Below are 16,563 nucleotides of genomic sequence, written 5' to 3'. Positions count from 1 at the left end.
AGACCAACCCCTGGGTTAAGGAAACGAACGTGGAAAGTGTCCATCAACACAGCCGCAGGAGCTTTCTCAGTCAGACTGGAAAACTCACCACCGCCTGCGCGGTCATCGGCTTGGCCAGCGGTGCTGCAAAGGCAGCACCGGCCAGCGCCGGCCGCCCGTCCGAGGCCGGCGCGAGCACGCTGACCGATCGGCATTACTACCTGAGCGACGTGCGGCTTGAAGAAGGCTTCGCGTATGATGGCGACACGGTCATCGGCACCCGCACCGCGCTCCACACGCTTGAGATCAAGGACGGCAAGATCGCCGCGCTGCACCCGGCAAACACCGCTCCGCCCGCCTGCGTGCCGCGCTATCAGGCGCATGGCCAGCTCATGCTGCCGGCGATGCGCGACATGCACATTCACCTGGACAAGACCTTCTACGGTGGCCCGTGGCAGGCGCCGCGACCGCGCCAGGGCAAGACCATCATGGACATGATCGCGCTGGAACAGACTCTGCTCCCCAAGCTGTTGCCGACCTCGCAACAGCGCGCCGAGCAGCTGATTGCCCTGCTGCAGTCCAAGGGCACGACCGTGGCGCGCAGCCATTGCAACATCGACCCGGTCAGCGGGCTGAAGAGCCTGGAGCACCTGCAGCGCGCGCTGGAGAATCACCGCAGCGATTTCAGCTGCGAGATCGTCGCCTTCCCGCAGCACGGCCTGCTGCATTCCCAGGTCGACGGCCTGATGCGCGAAGCCATGCAGATGGGCGTGCACTATGTCGGCGGCCTGGACCCGACCAATGTCGACGGTTCGATGCAGAAATCGCTCGACGCGATGTTCCAGATCGCTCTCGATACCGGCAAAGGCGTCGATATCCACCTGCATGAGACCAATCCGGCCGGTGTGGCCGCGATCAACCACATGATCGATACGGTGGAGAAGAATCCGGCACTGCGCGGCAAGGTGACCATCAGCCACGCCTTCGCGCTCACCACGCTCCCTCCGGACGCTCTGGCCGAAACCGCCTCCCGTCTGGCGGCGCAGCAGATGACCATCGCCTCGACGGTACCGATCGGCGGCCTGATGATGCCGCTGCCTCGGTTGAGCGAAGCAGGCGTCTTCGTGATGACCGGGACCGACAGCGTGATCGATCACTGGTCGCCGTTCGGTTGCGCCGACATGCTGGAAAAAGCCAACCTGTATGCTCAGCTCTACCGGGGCAGCGATGAGTTCCGGTTGTCGCGTGCCATGGCGATTGCCACCGGCGGGGTGCTGCCCTTGGATAATGGCGGCAATCGCGTCTGGCCAAGGGCCGGCGATGACGCAGCCTTCACGCTGGTCGGCGCCAGTTGCTCCGCCGAGGCGGTCGCCCGCCTGCCCGCACGCAGCGCCACGTTCCATCGCGGGCGCATGGTCTATGGCAGCGTCGGCAACGCCTGATAGCGGTGCGTCCTCGCCCTCCTGACCGCCTGCCCCGGGGCCGTCGGGAGGGGAGGCCGCTTGCTTGGTCGTGGCGTAGCGCGCCGGGCGGTCGGGCACGTCATCCCGTCGCGAAGAATGCCAGCCGGTTGAAGAGCGTGTAGTGCGCTTCGAAGACCATGATCGCGACGAAGACCATCAACGCCGCAGGCGGCAGCAGGATCGCGTAGGCGAGCGCAAGGCGCTCCCAGGCCATGTGCATGAAGACTGCGACGATCAACCCTGCTTTCAGCGCCATGAAGAGCAGGATCAGCGACCAGCGCAGATAGCCCACGAGGCCGAAGTAATCGACCATGTAGGAGCAGGCACTGAGGATGAAGAGCCAGGCCCAGACGACGAGATAGAGCCGGATGGGGTGCTGCTGCGTATCGCCGTGCGGAGTGTTTGATTGAGCCATGGCGACCTCACCAGAGATAGAACAGCGCGAAGATGAAGACCCAGACGAGATCGACGAAGTGCCAGTACAGGCCGGTGATCTCGACGATCTCGTAGCGGCCCTTCCGGCTCGTGAAGAACCCGCGGCGCTCCTGGTCGAAATCGCCGCGCCAGACCTTGCGCGCGATGATCAGCAGGAAGATCACGCCGATCGTGACATGGGTGCCGTGGAAGCCGGTGATCATGAAGAAACTCGATCCGAACTGCTCGGCGCCCCAGGGATTGCCCCAGGGACGGACCCCTTCCGCGATCAGCTTCGACCATTCGAAGGCCTGCATGCCGACGAAGGTTGCGCCGAGCAGTGCGGTCAGCAGCATCAGGATCGCCGTCTTCCGGCGGTCGCGCCGGTAGCCGAAATTGACGGCCATCGCCATGGTGCCGCTGCTGCTGATCAGCACGAAGGTCATGATGGCGATCAGGATCAGCGGCAGGCGGTGGCCGCCGATCTCAAGCGCGAAGACCTCGCTCGGATTGGGCCAGGGCACGACTGTCGACATCCTGACCGTCATGTAGGAGATCAGGAAGGTGCCGAAGATGAAGGTGTCGCTGAGCAGGAAGATCCACATCATGGCCTTCCCCCAGGAGGCCGTCCTGAACGCTCGCTGATCCGCGGACCAGTCCGCCTCGACACCGCTCCAGCCGGTGAGACCTATGCTTTCGGGCTTCAGGGCGGTTGGCGATAGCTCGTTCATCGGTCGCGCCTCCTAGCTCAGCAATCCGCGACAAATCTCGATCAGGTCGTCGGTCCAGCGCATCAGCAGGCTGAAGAGAATGAGCCAGACCAGCAGCAGGAAATGCCAGTAGATCGCGCAGAGCTCGACGCTGAGGCGCAAGGCGCCCGATGCCTGGGGGGTACTCTCGGTCGGCGCGAAAGACCGGGCCGTCGTCCGCCCCAGCGCCACGAGACCTCCAAGCATGTGCAGGCCGTGGATTGCGGTGACCAGATAGAAGAAGGCGCTCGCCGGGTTCGCCGCGCTGAAATAGCCGGCAGCCGCGAGTTCGCGCCAGGCCAGCACCTGTCCGGCGAGGAAGGCCAGCGAGCAGACCCCTGCAGCCAGCAGTCCGGAGCGGATGCTCGACGGTTCGTCGCACCGCGCGGCGATCACCGCCGAATGCAGGGCGACACTCGCAAGCATGAGCAGCCCGGTGTTGAACCAGAGCACGATCGGCATCGGCAGAGAGCGCCAGTCCGTCATGCTCATGCGCATTGAATAGGCGCTGATCAGGAGCGCGAAGAGCGAGCCGGCGAGGGCGAGGAAGGCGCCGAGGCCGAGCTTCGCGATCAGGAGGGATCGCGTCCCCGCATCTCCGGCCTCGTCGATGACCCCGACTTCGAGCCAGGGCTTGGCTGTCAGCCGCTGATGCGACAGCCACCATCCGGCGAGCGTTGCCATCAGGACCATGAACAGGAGGATGACGACCACGATGCTGCCCTCCTCACGCCGTTTGCGGATCGGGAGGCTGGTTCTGCGGCAGGAAATCCTCTGCGGCGCCGGGCACGCTGTAGTCATAGGCCCAGCGATAGACCACGGGCAGCGTCTTGCCCCAGTTGCCATGGGCCGGCGGTGTCTCGGGCGTCTGCCATTCCAGCGTGGTCGCGCGCCAGGGGTTGCCGCCAGCTGGCCGGCCTCGCTTCAGGCTCCAGGCGAGATTGAAGACGAAGACGAGCTGGGCGGCGCCGACGATCAGGGCGACGATGGTGATGAAGCCGTTCAGCGTCGCCGTCGATGCCGGAACGAAGGCCATGTCGCCGATCTCGTGATAGCGGCGCGGCACGCCCATCAGGCCGATATAGTGCATCGGGAAGAAGATCAGGTAGGCGCCGAGGAAGGTGACCCAGAAATGCAGTTTTCCGAGGGTGGTATCGAGCATCCGCCCGGTGACCTTGGGATACCAGTGATAGATCGCGCCGAAGATGACGAGGATCGGAGCGACACCCATCACCATGTGGAAATGCGCGACGACGAACATCGTGTCCGAGAGCGGCACGTCGACGACGACATTGCCGAGGAACAGCCCGGTCAAACCGCCATTGACGAAAGTGACGATGAAGCCGAGCGCGAACAGCATGGGTAAGGTGAAATGGATGTCGCCGCGCCAGAGCGTCAGCACCCAGTTATAGACCTTGATGGCGGTCGGGATGGCGATGATCAGCGTCGTGGTCGCGAAGAAGAACCCGAAACTGGGATGCATGCCGCTGACATACATGTGGTGCGCCCAGACGACGAAGCTGAGCGCGCCGATCCCCACCAGCGCCCAGACCATCATGCGATAGCCGAAGATGTTCTTGCGCGCATGGGTGCTGATCAGGTCGGAGACGATCCCGAAGGCCGGCAATGCGACGATGTAGACTTCAGGGTGCCCGAAGAACCAGAACAGATGCTGGAACAGGATCGGGCTGCCGCCGCGATAGGGGAGCTGTTCTCCCAGAGCCACGATGGACGGCATGAAGAAGCTCGTTCCGATCAGCCGGTCGAGCAGCATCATCACCGCCCCGACGAAGAGAGCCGGGAAGGCCAGAAGCGCCATCACGGTCGCGGTGAAGATGCCCCAGATGGTGAGTGGCATGCGCATCAGCGTCATGCCCTTCGCCCGGCCTTGCAGCACGGTCACGACATAGTTCAGCCCACCCATGGTGAAGCCGATGATGAAGAGGATCAGCGAGACCAGCATCACGATGATGCCCCAGGGCTGCCCGGGCGTGTTGGGGAGGATCGCCTGCGGCGGATAGAGGGTCCAGCCGGCTCCGGTCGCTCCGCCCGGCACGAAGAAACCGGCGACGAGCACCAGCACGGCAAGCAGATAGATCCAGTAGCTCAGCATGTTGACATAGGGAAAGACCATGTCGCGCGCGCCGAGCATCAGCGGGATCAGGTAGTTGCCGAAGCCGCCGAGGAACAGCGCGGTCAGCAGGTAGATCACCATGATCATGCCGTGCATGGTGATGAGCTGGTAGTAGCGCTCCGGGTCGATGAAGGAGACGAGGCCAGGGAAGCCGAGCTGCAGCCGCATCAGCCAGGACAGGACGAGGGCGACGAGGCCGATCGCCAGCGCCGTCAACGAGTACTGGATCGCGATGATCTTGGCGTCCTGGGAGAAGACATATTTCGTGACCCAGCTTCTCGGATGATAGAGTTCGACATCCTCGACCTCGGCGGTCGAGAGAGGTCCGGCAGCGTCACTCGGCACATCGACCATCAAACCGCCTCCCGCTCTCCATCAGATGGCACGCCTCGTCGGAGGCTCAGCCGTCTTCCATCCCCTAGTTTCTCGCCTGCGCCCGCGCCGCTGCGGTGAGCTGTGCGAAGGTCTTCTGTTGCTGCAGCCATGCGCGGTATTCGCTTTCCGGCTCGACGACGACGCCACCGCGCATGAAGGTATGGCCGGTGCTGCAGAGTTCGGCGCACAGCGCCTCGAACGTGCCGGTACGGGTCGGCGTGAACCAGTAATATGTGACGTTGCCCGGGATCATGTCCATCTTGGCGCGGAACTCGGGCACGTAGAAATCATGGACGACGTCGAGTGAGCGCAGCAGCACCTTCACCGGCTTGTCGAGCAGGAGGTGAAGCTGGTCTCCCTGGATGATGATGTCGTCCTGGCCGCGCGCATCCTTTGGATCGAGGCCAAGCGGGTTCTCGGGGCTGACAAGGGTTACGTCGGTCGCTCCGAGCCGGCCATCGGCGCCGGGCAGGCGATAGCTCCATTGCCATTGCTGGCCCACGATCTCGACCGTTGCGGCATCGGCCGGCACCGTCACGAACTGCTTCCAGACGACGAGGCCAGGCGCCAGCATGGCGGCGACACCGATGCCGGTCCCGATCGCGAGCCACCATTCCAGCCGCTTGTTCTCCGGCTCATAAGCTGCCCGATGTCCTTCGCGATGGCGGAAGCGGAACAGGCAATAGGCCATGAACAGCACCACGGCAGCGAAGACGGTGCCGGTGATCCAGAAGGTGATGATGATGGTGTTGTCGATATAGTGCCAGTTGGAGGCGATCGGGGTCCACCACCATGGGCTTAGCAGGTGGAACGCCACCGAGCCGACCACGACCAGCGCAAGTACGACGGCAACACCCATGGTCAGTCACCCTTGCCTATGGCGGCGATGAACGGGGTCCGGTCGGCGCCGCGACGCGATAGGAGCGTGACGACGTCGTGAAAGCGGGCTTCTCGTCGGCCCGAGAACGATACCGCCTGCTCATGGTGGTGCCGGGGAGCGGCGAGAACGGGGCAGGGAGAAAGACTGGAGGGATGGCGCAGAGGGATCGCGTGGCGCGGGCTCGGACGAGCGCGTCAACCGGTTTCAAGCGTCGCTTCCTGCTCGCCATCGCCGAACCTCCCGGTTCGTCAGACGATTGCGCGTCACATGTGACGCAAAGCTCCCGCCCAGGCTGCAAAGCGCTCCGCTTCTCAGCCTATGGTCGCTGAATATTGTCCGGCCGCGTTCGCTGGTTGTCAATCGAGGCCGGCGTTGAGCCAGCCGCGCTATCGCCGCACCTGCGCGTCGAAGGCGGCTACTTCTTCTTTCCGTCGGCGTCGAATTGCTTGAGGAAGGCGACGATATCGTCGATCTCCTGATCGGATTTCAGGCCGGGGAACACCATCTTCGTACCGGGGATCTTGGCCTGAGGCGCCTTGATGTAATCGCGGAACGTCGGCTCGTCCCAGGTGATGCCGGAGTTCTTGTTGGCAGCCGAGTAGCTGTAGCCCTCGACGGACCCTGCCGGGCGCCCAATCAGGCCGTTGAGCTTCGGGCCGACCGCATTCCTCGCGGTCTCGCCGATCTGGTGGCAGGCACGACATCGCAGGAAGATCTTCTCGCCGGAGGTGGCGTCTGCTGCGGCAATGACTGGATGGGAAAGGAGGGGGAGAAGCAGGACGGTCGTCAAGGCCAAGCGTATCATCGAAGGGCCTCCTTCGGGTTCGGTTCGCCCCACCACACGCAGCAGGCCGGCCGGCGCATCCGTAGCCACAAATCCTACACTATCATTGGTGCAGCTCCAATCTGCCTGCGCTGGAAACGGTCGGTCACAGTCATCGACATGGTCGTGCCCGCCGATGCAGGCTCGTCCACCGGCCTCATGCGGTATGGTGGCGTGAACGCCCGCCGGGCTTGGTGCCGGGCAACCGACCGACATGAGGTCCGCTTGGAGAAGGCTGCTCAGGACATGCGCGAGCCGTGGCCGTGAGGTCCTCGCCCTTGCTCCGGCTGGGGCTGGATGGTGCGGGCCTCCGGCAAGCAGCGCTGCTGGCTCTTGCCGCCTGGCTCGCATTTGCTCTCGCATCGTCGCTTCAGATCACCAACGCCTATTGGGCCGCAATGCCGGTCTGGGTTGTGGCGCAAGCCTCGCGCGGGCTCTTGTTCGCCCGTGGCTCTCTCAGGATTCTCGGAACGTTGATTGGTGCAGCCGTCGGCTTCGGCCTGCTGCATCTGATTCCCAACCACTATTTTCTGTTGCTCGCGCTTGGTCTTTGGGTCGGCTTCAACACTGCGCTGACGCATGTGCTGCGCGGCGTCACCGCCTATGGCGCCTTGATGAGCGGCATGACCGCGGCCATCGTCATCCTGCCAACGGTGTTCTCTCCGGAACGATCCTGGGACATCGCCATTGCACGGGTTGAGTGCACGTTGATCGGCGTGGCGGTGGTGACGCTGGTCACGGCGCTATTCACGCCGTCAGCATCGCGTTCTGCTCTCATGTCCCGGGCGCGGCTGATGGCCCGGCAAGCGGTGCGGTTCGCAGCCTTGGCGCTCCAGGGCGTTCCGCAGGATCGGGTTGCCGTAGCCGAACGGCAGCTTCTCGCCGAGATGAGCAGCGTCACCCAGGCGGCGGATCAGATGACGGCAGGCTCGCTGCGGGGCTCGCGGCGTCGCAAGCGCGTCGATGCACTGGTCGCGGCCGCCTTGTTGGTGATGTCGGCAGGGCGCGCGGCTGCGTCGCGCGAGGCGTCGGAGGAGACCAACGCCAGGGCTCTGGCAGAACTTGACCGGTTGGCGCAACGTTTCGAACGGGAGACAGAGGCGCAAGGGGAGGTGCCCCGTGCCGAAGGGCTGGATCCCCGCCTGTCGGACAGTCTGCGGCGGCTGGTCGCAGCAGAAGCCGCGCTCAGTGCGGACCGCCCGGCCGGAGATGAGCTCTCCGGCCTGGTGCCTGTCTTCCTGCACAATCCCCATGGCGACTGGTCGCTGGGCACCACCGCCGGCGCGGTGTCGGGGTTGGCCACCTGGCTGGCTGCCTCTGCGGCCTATGCTGCAAACTGGCCGGTGGCGGAGCTCGCAGCGCTGGGAGTCTGCATCTTCTCGATGGTCCTGGGCTCGCTGGCGCAGCCGCAGGCCATTGCGCCGCATATGCTGAAGGGGGTGCTGGCTGGGGTGGTGGCTGCCCTGATCTATCGCTTCGGCGTGCAGCCGCATGTCCAGACCGTGCCCGAGCTGTTGGTTTCTGTGGCCCCGTTCCTCCTGCTTGGAGGGTTGGCGCGCGCGAGCCGCAGGACGGCAATCGCGGCGATCGACGCCAATATGTGTTTTCTCCTGGCCAGCCAGGCGGTGTTGCCGGCCGTCACCAGACCCGCCGCAATCCTGAGCGAGGCCGGCGCGCTTGTCGCCGCTGCGGTGCTGGTGACAAGCAGCTTCATTCTGCTGCCGCGCAGGCATGACCGGCACGCGGCAAGGACCCGCGAGGATATCCGGCGAGACCTCGAGCGGCTCCTCGCCAATCCGCAGGCCAGGCGCGGGGCAAGCTGGGATCAGGGCATGACCCGGCAGATCATGCGCCTCACTCTGCACCTCGCCCGAGCCGGAGAGGGCGATGGCGGCGCTACGCATGGCCTGCTTGGCGTGCTCAATCTCGGCATCGCGGCGACGGCGCTGCAGCGGTTGATGTCTGAGGGAGGGCTCGGGGACGAGGATCGGCGGCTGATTGCGCAGGGGCTCGCGGCTCTGGGGCGGTTCAGGACGGAATCGCCCAGGCCGGAATTGTTCGACGAGGCCGCGCGAACAATCGCGAATGCCGACGCCGCACGCGCCGTGAAGGAGGCCGCAGCGGCATTTCGGCAGGCGGAGGCCTTTCTCGCCGGGGCGTAATGGCGTGCGCAGGAGGCCGGCGCAAGCTCGGCGCTCATCCCGGTCAGGCCGCTTCAACGGCACAGAGCCGGGATGTCGTCGTTAGATTTTCCCAGAAAGGGCGCCTCAGGCTGAGTGCTTCTTCACCCAGGCGACATAGGCATCCATCCAGCCTTGCAGGAAAGCCCGGCTGGAATCACCGATCTCGCCGCTCTCGGTGAACAACCCATCCTTGGCCTGGATGAAGACTTCCGGCTGTCCGAGCGTCGGCATGTCGAGATAGGCGAGGACATTGCGCAGATGCTGCTGCGCAATCGCTGTTCCGATAGCGCCGACCGACACGCCGAGAACACCGGCCGGCTTGCCGACCCAGGCACTCTGCCCATAGGGCCGCGAGGCTTGATCGATCGCGTTCTTCAGCACGCCGGGGATGGAGCGGTTATACTCGGCAGTGACGAAGATGACGCCCTGGGAGCCGGTGATTTCAGCCTTCAGTCGCTTCACGACCGGGGCCTGGTTCGCGTCGTCATCCTGATTGTAGAGCGGCAGATCGCCGATCGCGACCTGATGAAACCTGAATTCGGGCGGGGCGAGTTTGGCGATGGCCGTGGCAAGCTTGCGATTGAAGGAATCGCGACGAAGGCTGCCGATCACGACGGCAATTCTGAATTCGCTCATGGTGTGTCCCATCACATCGTGCTGGTTGCGGCGTCGAGCCTAGTGCCCGACACCCGATTTGTCGCGCGCGATCATCCCGGCCGCGCGCCACGTGAGCGAGGTGGATACGAGACCGGTCCGAGGTTCAGATCGAGCTTCCCGCCTTCTCCGCCGTCACCCCGACTTTCGCCGCCGACCCTGCATCCTTGGCCGGGCGAGGGTCGCGCCAGTCGATGAGCCGGTAGAACATCGGGATGAAGAAGGTGGCGATGAAGGTCGCCGCCAACATGCCGCCGATCACGCCCGTGCCGATCGAGTGCCGGCTCGCGGAGCCCGCTCCGCTGCTGATCGCGAGCGGAACGACGCCGAGAATGAAGGCGAGCGAGGTCATCACGATCGGCCGGAAGCGCAGCCGCGCTGCTTCGAGCGCGGCCTCGGCGGCACTCATGCCCTCCTGCCGCACCAGAACGGCGAATTCGACGATCAGGATGGCATTCTTGGCGGCCAGACCGATCAGCGTGACAAGGCCGATCTGGAAGTAGACGTCGTTGGTCAGGCCGCGGAGCCAGACCGCGAGCAGCGCCCCGAACAGCGCGAATGGAACCGCGAGAATGACCGCCAGCGGCAGGGTCCATTTCTCGTACTGCGCGGCGAGGATCAGGAACACCATGATGATGCCGAAGATCATGGCCTGCGAGCCGGTCCCGCTGGTGGCGAGCTCTTGATAGGCCGAGCCCGTCCAGGCGATCTGGAAGCCCTGCGGCAACTCGCGCGCCACCTCCTGCATCGCAGCGATCGCCGCGCCCGATGTGTATCCGGGCGCCGGATTGCCCATCACCTTGGCCGCGGCAAAGGCGTTGAAGCGCTCGAACTGGTCGGGGCCGGCGACGCGCACGGCTTTCACCAGCGTATCGAGCGGCACCATCTTGTTGTTGCTCGAGCGCACGAAAACCTGCTTGAGATCCTTCGGTGCCTGACGGAAAGCGGCCTCCGACTGCAGGTTGACGCGGTAGTTGCGCCCATAGAGCGTGAAGTCATTGACGTAGAGGCTGCCGAACGTGCTTTGCATCGTCTCGAAGACGGAGCTGATCGGCACGCCGAGCGCCTTGGCCATGTCGCGGTCCAGGTCGAGCCGGTACTGCGGAACGCCGGTGTCGAAGGTCGTGCGCACGCCGGCCAGCTCGGGACGTTTCGAGGCGGCTTCGACCAGTTGTGCGGTGGCGGCGGAGAGCGACTGGACGCCGCCTCCGGTGCGATCCTGCACATAGAGTTCGAACCCGCCCGTGGTGCTCAACCCGCTGATCGGCGGCGGATTGAAGAACAGGACCATGGCGTCCTTGATCCCGATATTCATGCCGGTGAACGTCTTGACCAGGTTGCGCGCATCGAGGTCCGGGGTTCGGCGCTCGCTCCAGTCCTTCAGCGTCACGAAGGTCGTGGCGGCGCTGGTCCGCTCGCTTCCGGAGAGAAGGTCGAACCCCGAAATGGCGAAGACGTTTTCGACAGCCGGGTGCTTGCCGATATTGGTCGCAGCCTCATCCATCACCGCCACGGTGCGGTTCAGCGAGGCGGCCGGAGGCAGGATGGCCACCCCGAGCAGCACGCCCTGGTCTTCGTCTGGAACCAGCGAGCCCGGAATGGTCCGGAACAGGATGCCGGTGCCGGCGATGAGCACGGCGAAGAGCACAAGGCCGATGGCGAAGCGTTTGACCAGGAAGCCGACGCCGGAGACGTAGCCGTTCGTCAGCTTGTCGAAGAAGCGGTTGAACAGCCGGAACGGCAATGCCGGCTCCTGATGGCCCGGTTTCAGGATCAGCGCGCACAAAGCCGGAGTCAGGGTCAGCGCGACGATGCCCGAGATCGTGACCGACAGTGCGATCGTGACCGCGAACTGCTTGTACATCGCGCCGGCCAACCCGCCCATGAACGACACGGGGATGAAGACCGCGCACAGCACCAGGACGATCGCGATGACCGGCCCGGTGACTTCGCTCATCGCCTTGATCGAAGCCTCTCGCGGCGACAGGTGCTCGGTCGCCATGATGCGCTCGACATTCTCCAGAACCACGATCGCGTCGTCGACGACGATGCCGATGGCGAGGACGAGGCCGAACAGGGTGAGCAGGTTGATCGAGAAGCCGAACATGTACATGCCGGCAAAGGTGCCGATGATCGAGATCGGCACCGCGATGACCGGGATGAGCGTGGCCCGGAAGTTCTGCAGGAAGAGGAAGACGACGAGGATGACCAGGACGATGGCCTCGACGAAGGTCTTGACCACCTCCTCGATCGAGACCTGGATGAACTTCGTCGTGTCGTAGGGAATGCTGTAGGCCATGCCCTCCGGGAAGGACTGCTTCAGCTCGTCCATGCGGCTCTTGAGCGCCTCCATGGTCGAGAGCGCGTTCGCTCCCGTCTGAAGATAGACCGCAAGGGGCACCGCAGGCTTGCCGTTGAGCTTGCTGTCGACGGTATAGCTGGCCGAGCCGAGCTCGACCCGCGCCACATCCCTGAGCCTGAGCGTCGCCGCGTTGATGTCGGAGCGCAGGATGATGTTGCCGAACGCCTCGGCATCCGGGAGACGCCCCTGGGTCGTGGCGGAATAGGTGAAGGGGGTCGATGGGTCGTTCGGCTCATCGCCGAAGCGGCCGGCTGCAAACTGGGCATTCTGTTCGCGAATGGCTGCCGCGACATCGGTGGTCGTCAGGCCGTAGCGGGCGAGCTTGTCGGGGCTCAGCCAGATCCGCATCGAGTAGTCGCGTTGGCCGAGCAATGCCGCGTCACCGACGCCAGGAATGCGCTTCAGATCGTCAATGACGTTCAGCAGGGCATAGTTGCCGACATAGGTCGTGTCGAAGCGGTCGTTCTCCGAATACATCGCCACGAGGCCGAGGATGGAGGTCGAGCGCTGGCTGACCGTCACGCCGAGCCGGGTGACCTCTTGCGGCAAGGTCGGCGTCGCGCGCTGGACGCGATTATTGACGTTGATCGTGGCCTGATCGGGATCGGTGCCCTGAGCGAATGTCACCGTCAGCGACATCTGGCCGCTGCTGGAGTTCGAGGACTGCATGTAGAGCATGCCCTCGACGCCGTTGATCTGCTGCTCGAGCGGCGCTGCCACCGTCTGCGCGATCGTCTCGGCGCTGGCGCCGGGATAGGTGGCGCTGACGACGATCTGCGGCGGCGTCAGCTCGGGATATTGCGCGATCGGAAGCGCCCGGATCGCGACGAGGCCGGCAAGCACGATGACGATCGAGATAACGGCGGCGAAGACGGGCCTGTCGATGAAGAAGCGATTCATGGCTTGGCAGCTCCGGGCGCCGCGGCGGCAATACTGACCGGCGCGCCGGGACGAACCTTGATGATCCCCTCCGTGATCAGCTTGTCGCCGGGCTTGAGGCCCGAGGTGACGATCCAGCCGTCGGCGACCTGACGTCCGAGTACGACGGGGCGGGCTTCGGCCTTCCCCTGGCTGTCGACCGTGTAGACGAACTGTCCGCGCGGTCCCTGCGAGACGGCCGCCTGCGGAACGACGATGGCGTCGTTGAGCACGACCCCCATCACGATCGCGCGCAGGAACTGGCCGGGCAGCAGGCGATGCTCGGGATTGGGGACAACGGCACGCAGCCGCAGCGTCCCGGTTTCCGGATCAAGGCCGGAGGAGGCGAAATCGATGACGCCGGGCTGCGCATAGACGCGGCCATCGCCGTAGGTGAGCTTGACCGAGAGGACCTCCCCGGCACGCTCCCAGATGCCCTGTGCCTCGAGCAGGGCCCTGACCTCGGCCACTTCGCTCTCGCTGGAGTTGAAGATGACGTAGACAGGGTCGAGCTGGGTGATCTTGGTGAGCAGGCTGCTGTCACCCGTGGTGCCGATCAGGCTGCCCTCGGGCAACTCCTCGCGGCTCGTGACCCCACTGATCGGCGCCCTCACATTGGTGTAGCCGAGATTGAGTTCCGCGACGTTCAGGTCGGCGTGAGCGACGGCGACCGAAGCCGTTGCGAGTTCCTTGGCGGAGAGGGCGTCATCGCGCGCCTTTTCCGTGCCGGAGCCGGTCAGGGCCAGCCGCGTATAGCGCTCGGCATCACGCGTCGCCTGGGCGAGCTGTGCCTCCGCCTGCTGGAGCTGTGCCTTGGCCTTGGCGACGTCCGCTTCGTAGCGCCTCGGGTCGATTTCGAAGAGGATGTCGCCAGCCTTGACCTCGGCGCCCTCGACGAAGTTCCGCTTCAGCAGAATCCCACCAACCTGGGCCCGGACCTGAACCTCCCGCGAGGCCTCGACGCGTGCGGCATACTCGAATGTCAGCGGCACCTTGCCGGCCTTGACCTCGACCACGGTCACTTGAGGCGGGGGCGCGGCCCCCTGCGCCTGGGCCAGGGTTGCTGCGCCAAGCAGCGGCCAGATGAAGGCAAGGCTGAAGAGCGCGAAACGGCGCCGCGGCGTGTAGGTGGTCATCCGTCGCATCCTTCCAGTGGTGCAGGTCGCGGCGCGGTCGCCGTCGGGGCATCGCGCAGTCTTCCATGAGCAAGGCCCGTATCCAACCACGAGCATTGCCCACCGGAAGCGCGGGCAGCCTTCATCGTCTTTGCGGGGGCATGAGGCAGGGGTGTCCTCCCTCTAGTCAGGCTTGGACAGGAATACGGCGACGAGATTCTCAAGGAAATGCTCCTGAAACTGTCCGCGATCCATCGGGCTCGCGGACAGGGATTGAACGAGGTCGGGCGCGGTCGAGGGCCAGAAGAATGCGCCGGCGAGAATCGAGAAGGCGATGAAGGGGTCGCTCGCATGCGTGACACCTTCGCGAACCGCCTGATCGAGAAGCGGTAAGAAGGCATCGAGCGCGGGACGAAGCAGGAGTTCCTTCAATGCGGCCAGTCGCGCCCCGCTCTCCCTCGCCTGCTGCGCGATGAAGAGGCCGAGTTCCGGGTGGCTGAAATGGAAAAGCACCGTCAGGCGGATGGCATCGGTCACTCGGTCCCTGAGCGGGCGTGTCTCGGCCGTCAGGCGTCGGATCTCGGCGTGCAGCTGCGTCGTATACGAGGCGACATGGTCGATGCTCGCGAGCCAGAGCCCCTCCTTGCCGCCAAAATGCACACGCACCAGCCCGGGGTCGACCTTGGCGGCCGCGGCCAGGCTGCGCAGATCGACGCTGTCATAGCCATGACGCGCAAAGGCGCTCGTCGCAGCGAGAAGCAAAGCCTCGCGGCCCGACATCTGGTCCTTGAGCCGCCGACCGCGAGGGCGCGGAGCCGGGCTGGGGGAAGTGGATCGCTCGGATCGGGGCATTGCTCGGGTGATAGTTATAAAATCTACAAGTGAGGATATTTCAACGTGACGCGGGACGCAAGGGCGCTCGCGATCGCCTGGTGATGGTCTTCCTCACGAGATCGTTACGCAAGGGAGATGCTGGACTGGCCAAGGGTCATGCCGGCCATGGCGTAATGTCGGCGGCCGCGCGCGACGACCCTCTCAGGCGAGTGCAAGTCGTGTTGGCCCGTAGCTTCCGCCGAAGGGCGGGAGTATCTGAAAAGAGACCCCAAGCCATCTTCAGCGATCCAGTCAGATGATCCTCTGGTATTTTACCGATGTTATGATTTATTTGTACTGTGAAAATCGTTCTCGGGGTCTTTGGGTCGTATATTTTGGAAGGGTCCCGACTTGCGGCGGATCTGTGATTGCCGATGGGGCCGGTCGCGGAATTCAGGGTTTCGGAATATCAAGTATTATTGAGAAATATCACGTCAGACTCTCTGAGAGAGGAGCAACGCAAGAATTAGAATGGCCAAAATACTAGGTGATTGGAACAAACATCAGGTAACGCTGTTCTGAATATCCAGCGGGGGGCTGGGCATGACCAAGGATAATGGCGGCGGGGAACGCATGATCTGGTCTGATCTGGCCGGGCAGATGGTCGCGATTTCTTCGCCGGAATGGTGCCACGAGCGGGATGTCGATTATCTGCTGTGGCTACCCTCGCTGGAACGGGGCCGGGTGCTGCGTGGATATCCCCCGGAGATCGCCGAGCGTCTCTGCGCCGATATCGAACGCTTGCGGGAAATCCGGAAACGCCGCTGAGCGCCGGGGCATCGCAAAGCGGCGGATTGCACTCGCGCGACCCGCCGCGCCTGACCGTTCAGGGCTTGACGATCCACTCATGGGCCGGATCGTTGGCGAACTTCCAAACCCGCTTCGGACCCGCCATCACGTTGAGATAATAGAGCTCGTAGCCGTGCGGTGCTGCGACCGGATGATAGCCCCTTGGCACCAGCACGACATCGCCGTCCTCGGCGCAGAGCGTCTCATCGAGCGAACGGTCGTCGGTATAGACGCGCTGCAGCGCAAAGCCCTGGGGCGGCGAGAGCCGGTGGTAATAGGTCTCCTCCAGCAGCGATTCCTGCGGCAGCCTGTCCTGGTCGTGCTTGTGCGGCGGATAGCTCGACCAGTTGCCTGACGGGGTGATCACCTCGACGACGAGCAGCCCTTCGGCGGGCTCGGTCTCCGGCAGGATATTGCGGACATGGCGGGTGTTCGTACCGCTGCCGCGCGTCATGCAGCCGACATCCCCTGGCGCGATCACCCGGGGTTTTGAACCCGGTTTTCCCGGCGCCGAGCAGATCGCCAGCTCGCAGGGGCCCTGCGCCGTCGCGGCAAAGCACAATCCGGCCGGTACATAGAGCGACCAGGGGTCGGGTTCGAACGGGGAGGACCGACCGCCAATGATGCCGAAATCGGTGCCCCCGGCCATGGCTGCGGCCTTTCCGGACAGCAGGACGACGCAGACCTCCCGGTCTCCGGTCTCCCGGTCAAGCACTTGGCCGTCGGCGAGCCGGTAGACTTCGAAGCCGACATGGCCCCAGCCGGCCGATTCCGGGGTGACATGATGGATGCGGCCGTCCTGATCTGGGGCGGATGGTTTGACGAGCAGCTTCGACATGGCGCATCCGGGCC

14 protein-coding genes are annotated in these 16,563 nt (G+C 64.5%); 3 read left to right on the top strand and 11 right to left on the bottom strand.

The annotated features are described in order from the left end of the window. Nucleotides 1-29 precede the first annotated feature (29 nt). Nucleotides 30-1,421 carry an amidohydrolase family protein gene (locus AC1DW9_RS06670; protein WP_476855055.1) on the top strand — a complete coding sequence of 464 codons (1,392 nt, stop codon included), beginning with the start codon at nt 30-32 and terminating at the stop codon, nt 1,419-1,421. A gap of 100 nt (nt 1,422-1,521) precedes the next feature. Here AC1DW9_RS06670 and AC1DW9_RS06665 read toward each other — a convergent pair whose 3' ends face one another. The 6 genes from AC1DW9_RS06665 to AC1DW9_RS06640 all read right to left on the bottom strand — a co-directional run bounded on the left by AC1DW9_RS06665 (nt 1,522) and on the right by AC1DW9_RS06640 (nt 6,799). After that, nucleotides 1,522-1,857: a cytochrome C oxidase subunit IV family protein gene (locus tag AC1DW9_RS06665; RefSeq protein WP_113515643.1), complete on the bottom strand. Its 336-nt coding sequence runs from the start codon at nt 1,855-1,857 to the stop codon at nt 1,522-1,524. A gap of 7 nt (nt 1,858-1,864) precedes the next feature. Then, complete coding sequence (locus AC1DW9_RS06660) at nt 1,865-2,587, bottom strand: heme-copper oxidase subunit III family protein (protein ID WP_476775100.1); 723 nt, start codon at nt 2,585-2,587, stop codon at nt 1,865-1,867. Between the two features lie 12 nt (nt 2,588-2,599). Next, nucleotides 2,600-3,319: a cytochrome c oxidase subunit 3 gene (locus AC1DW9_RS06655; RefSeq protein ID WP_441505048.1), complete on the bottom strand. Its 720-nt coding sequence runs from the start codon at nt 3,317-3,319 to the stop codon at nt 2,600-2,602. A 13-nt stretch (nt 3,320-3,332) separates the two neighbouring features. Then, nucleotides 3,333-5,093: a cytochrome c oxidase subunit I gene (locus tag AC1DW9_RS06650; RefSeq protein ID WP_476775099.1), complete on the bottom strand. Its 1,761-nt coding sequence runs from the start codon at nt 5,091-5,093 to the stop codon at nt 3,333-3,335. Between the two features lie 64 nt (nt 5,094-5,157). After that, nucleotides 5,158-5,973 (bottom strand): cytochrome c oxidase subunit II, encoded by an 816-nt coding sequence (locus AC1DW9_RS06645; RefSeq protein WP_441491961.1) that lies wholly within the window; start codon nt 5,971-5,973, stop codon nt 5,158-5,160. A gap of 436 nt (nt 5,974-6,409) precedes the next feature. Further along, on the bottom strand, nt 6,410-6,799 hold the full coding sequence (locus tag AC1DW9_RS06640; RefSeq protein ID WP_441505046.1) for a c-type cytochrome: 390 nt from the start codon (nt 6,797-6,799) through the stop codon (nt 6,410-6,412). 281 nt (nt 6,800-7,080) lie between these two features. Here AC1DW9_RS06640 and AC1DW9_RS06635 point away from each other — a divergent pair, with 281 nt between their 5' ends. Next, a complete protein-coding gene (locus tag AC1DW9_RS06635) occupies nt 7,081-8,979 on the top strand; it encodes an FUSC family protein (protein WP_476767768.1) in 1,899 nt (632 codons plus the stop codon). Nucleotides 8,980-9,084: 105 nt separating this feature from the next. Here the strand turns inward: AC1DW9_RS06635 and AC1DW9_RS06630 are convergent, their stop codons facing one another. From AC1DW9_RS06630 to AC1DW9_RS06615, 4 genes are all read right to left on the bottom strand, one after another. Further along, complete coding sequence (locus AC1DW9_RS06630) at nt 9,085-9,636, bottom strand: NADPH-dependent FMN reductase (protein ID WP_441505044.1); 552 nt, start codon at nt 9,634-9,636, stop codon at nt 9,085-9,087. A gap of 124 nt (nt 9,637-9,760) precedes the next feature. Continuing rightward, nucleotides 9,761-12,916 carry an efflux RND transporter permease subunit gene (locus tag AC1DW9_RS06625; protein WP_441505043.1) on the bottom strand — a complete coding sequence of 1,052 codons (3,156 nt, stop codon included), beginning with the start codon at nt 12,914-12,916 and terminating at the stop codon, nt 9,761-9,763. Continuing rightward, nucleotides 12,913-14,070 (bottom strand): efflux RND transporter periplasmic adaptor subunit, encoded by a 1,158-nt coding sequence (locus tag AC1DW9_RS06620; protein WP_441491955.1) that lies wholly within the window; start codon nt 14,068-14,070, stop codon nt 12,913-12,915. The genes AC1DW9_RS06625 and AC1DW9_RS06620 overlap by 4 nt, the downstream gene beginning before the upstream one ends. A gap of 162 nt (nt 14,071-14,232) precedes the next feature. Then, nucleotides 14,233-14,829: a TetR/AcrR family transcriptional regulator gene (locus tag AC1DW9_RS06615; protein WP_441505042.1), complete on the bottom strand. Its 597-nt coding sequence runs from the start codon at nt 14,827-14,829 to the stop codon at nt 14,233-14,235. Between the two features lie 636 nt (nt 14,830-15,465). On the opposite strand from AC1DW9_RS06615, the gene AC1DW9_RS06610 reads away from it, so the two are divergent. Next, nucleotides 15,466-15,690: a hypothetical protein gene (locus AC1DW9_RS06610; RefSeq protein ID WP_441491953.1), complete on the top strand. Its 225-nt coding sequence runs from the start codon at nt 15,466-15,468 to the stop codon at nt 15,688-15,690. Between the two features lie 58 nt (nt 15,691-15,748). Here AC1DW9_RS06610 and iolB read toward each other — a convergent pair whose 3' ends face one another. After that, nucleotides 15,749-16,549, bottom strand: coding sequence for a 5-deoxy-glucuronate isomerase (gene iolB, locus AC1DW9_RS06605; RefSeq protein WP_441505041.1), 801 nt, complete (start codon nt 16,547-16,549; stop codon nt 15,749-15,751). Between the last annotated feature and the right edge of the window lie 14 nt (nt 16,550-16,563).

This window comes from Allobosea sp. P4_E12 (genome assembly GCF_056401655.1).
This window is presented reverse-complemented; position numbering and strand designations above follow the sequence as displayed.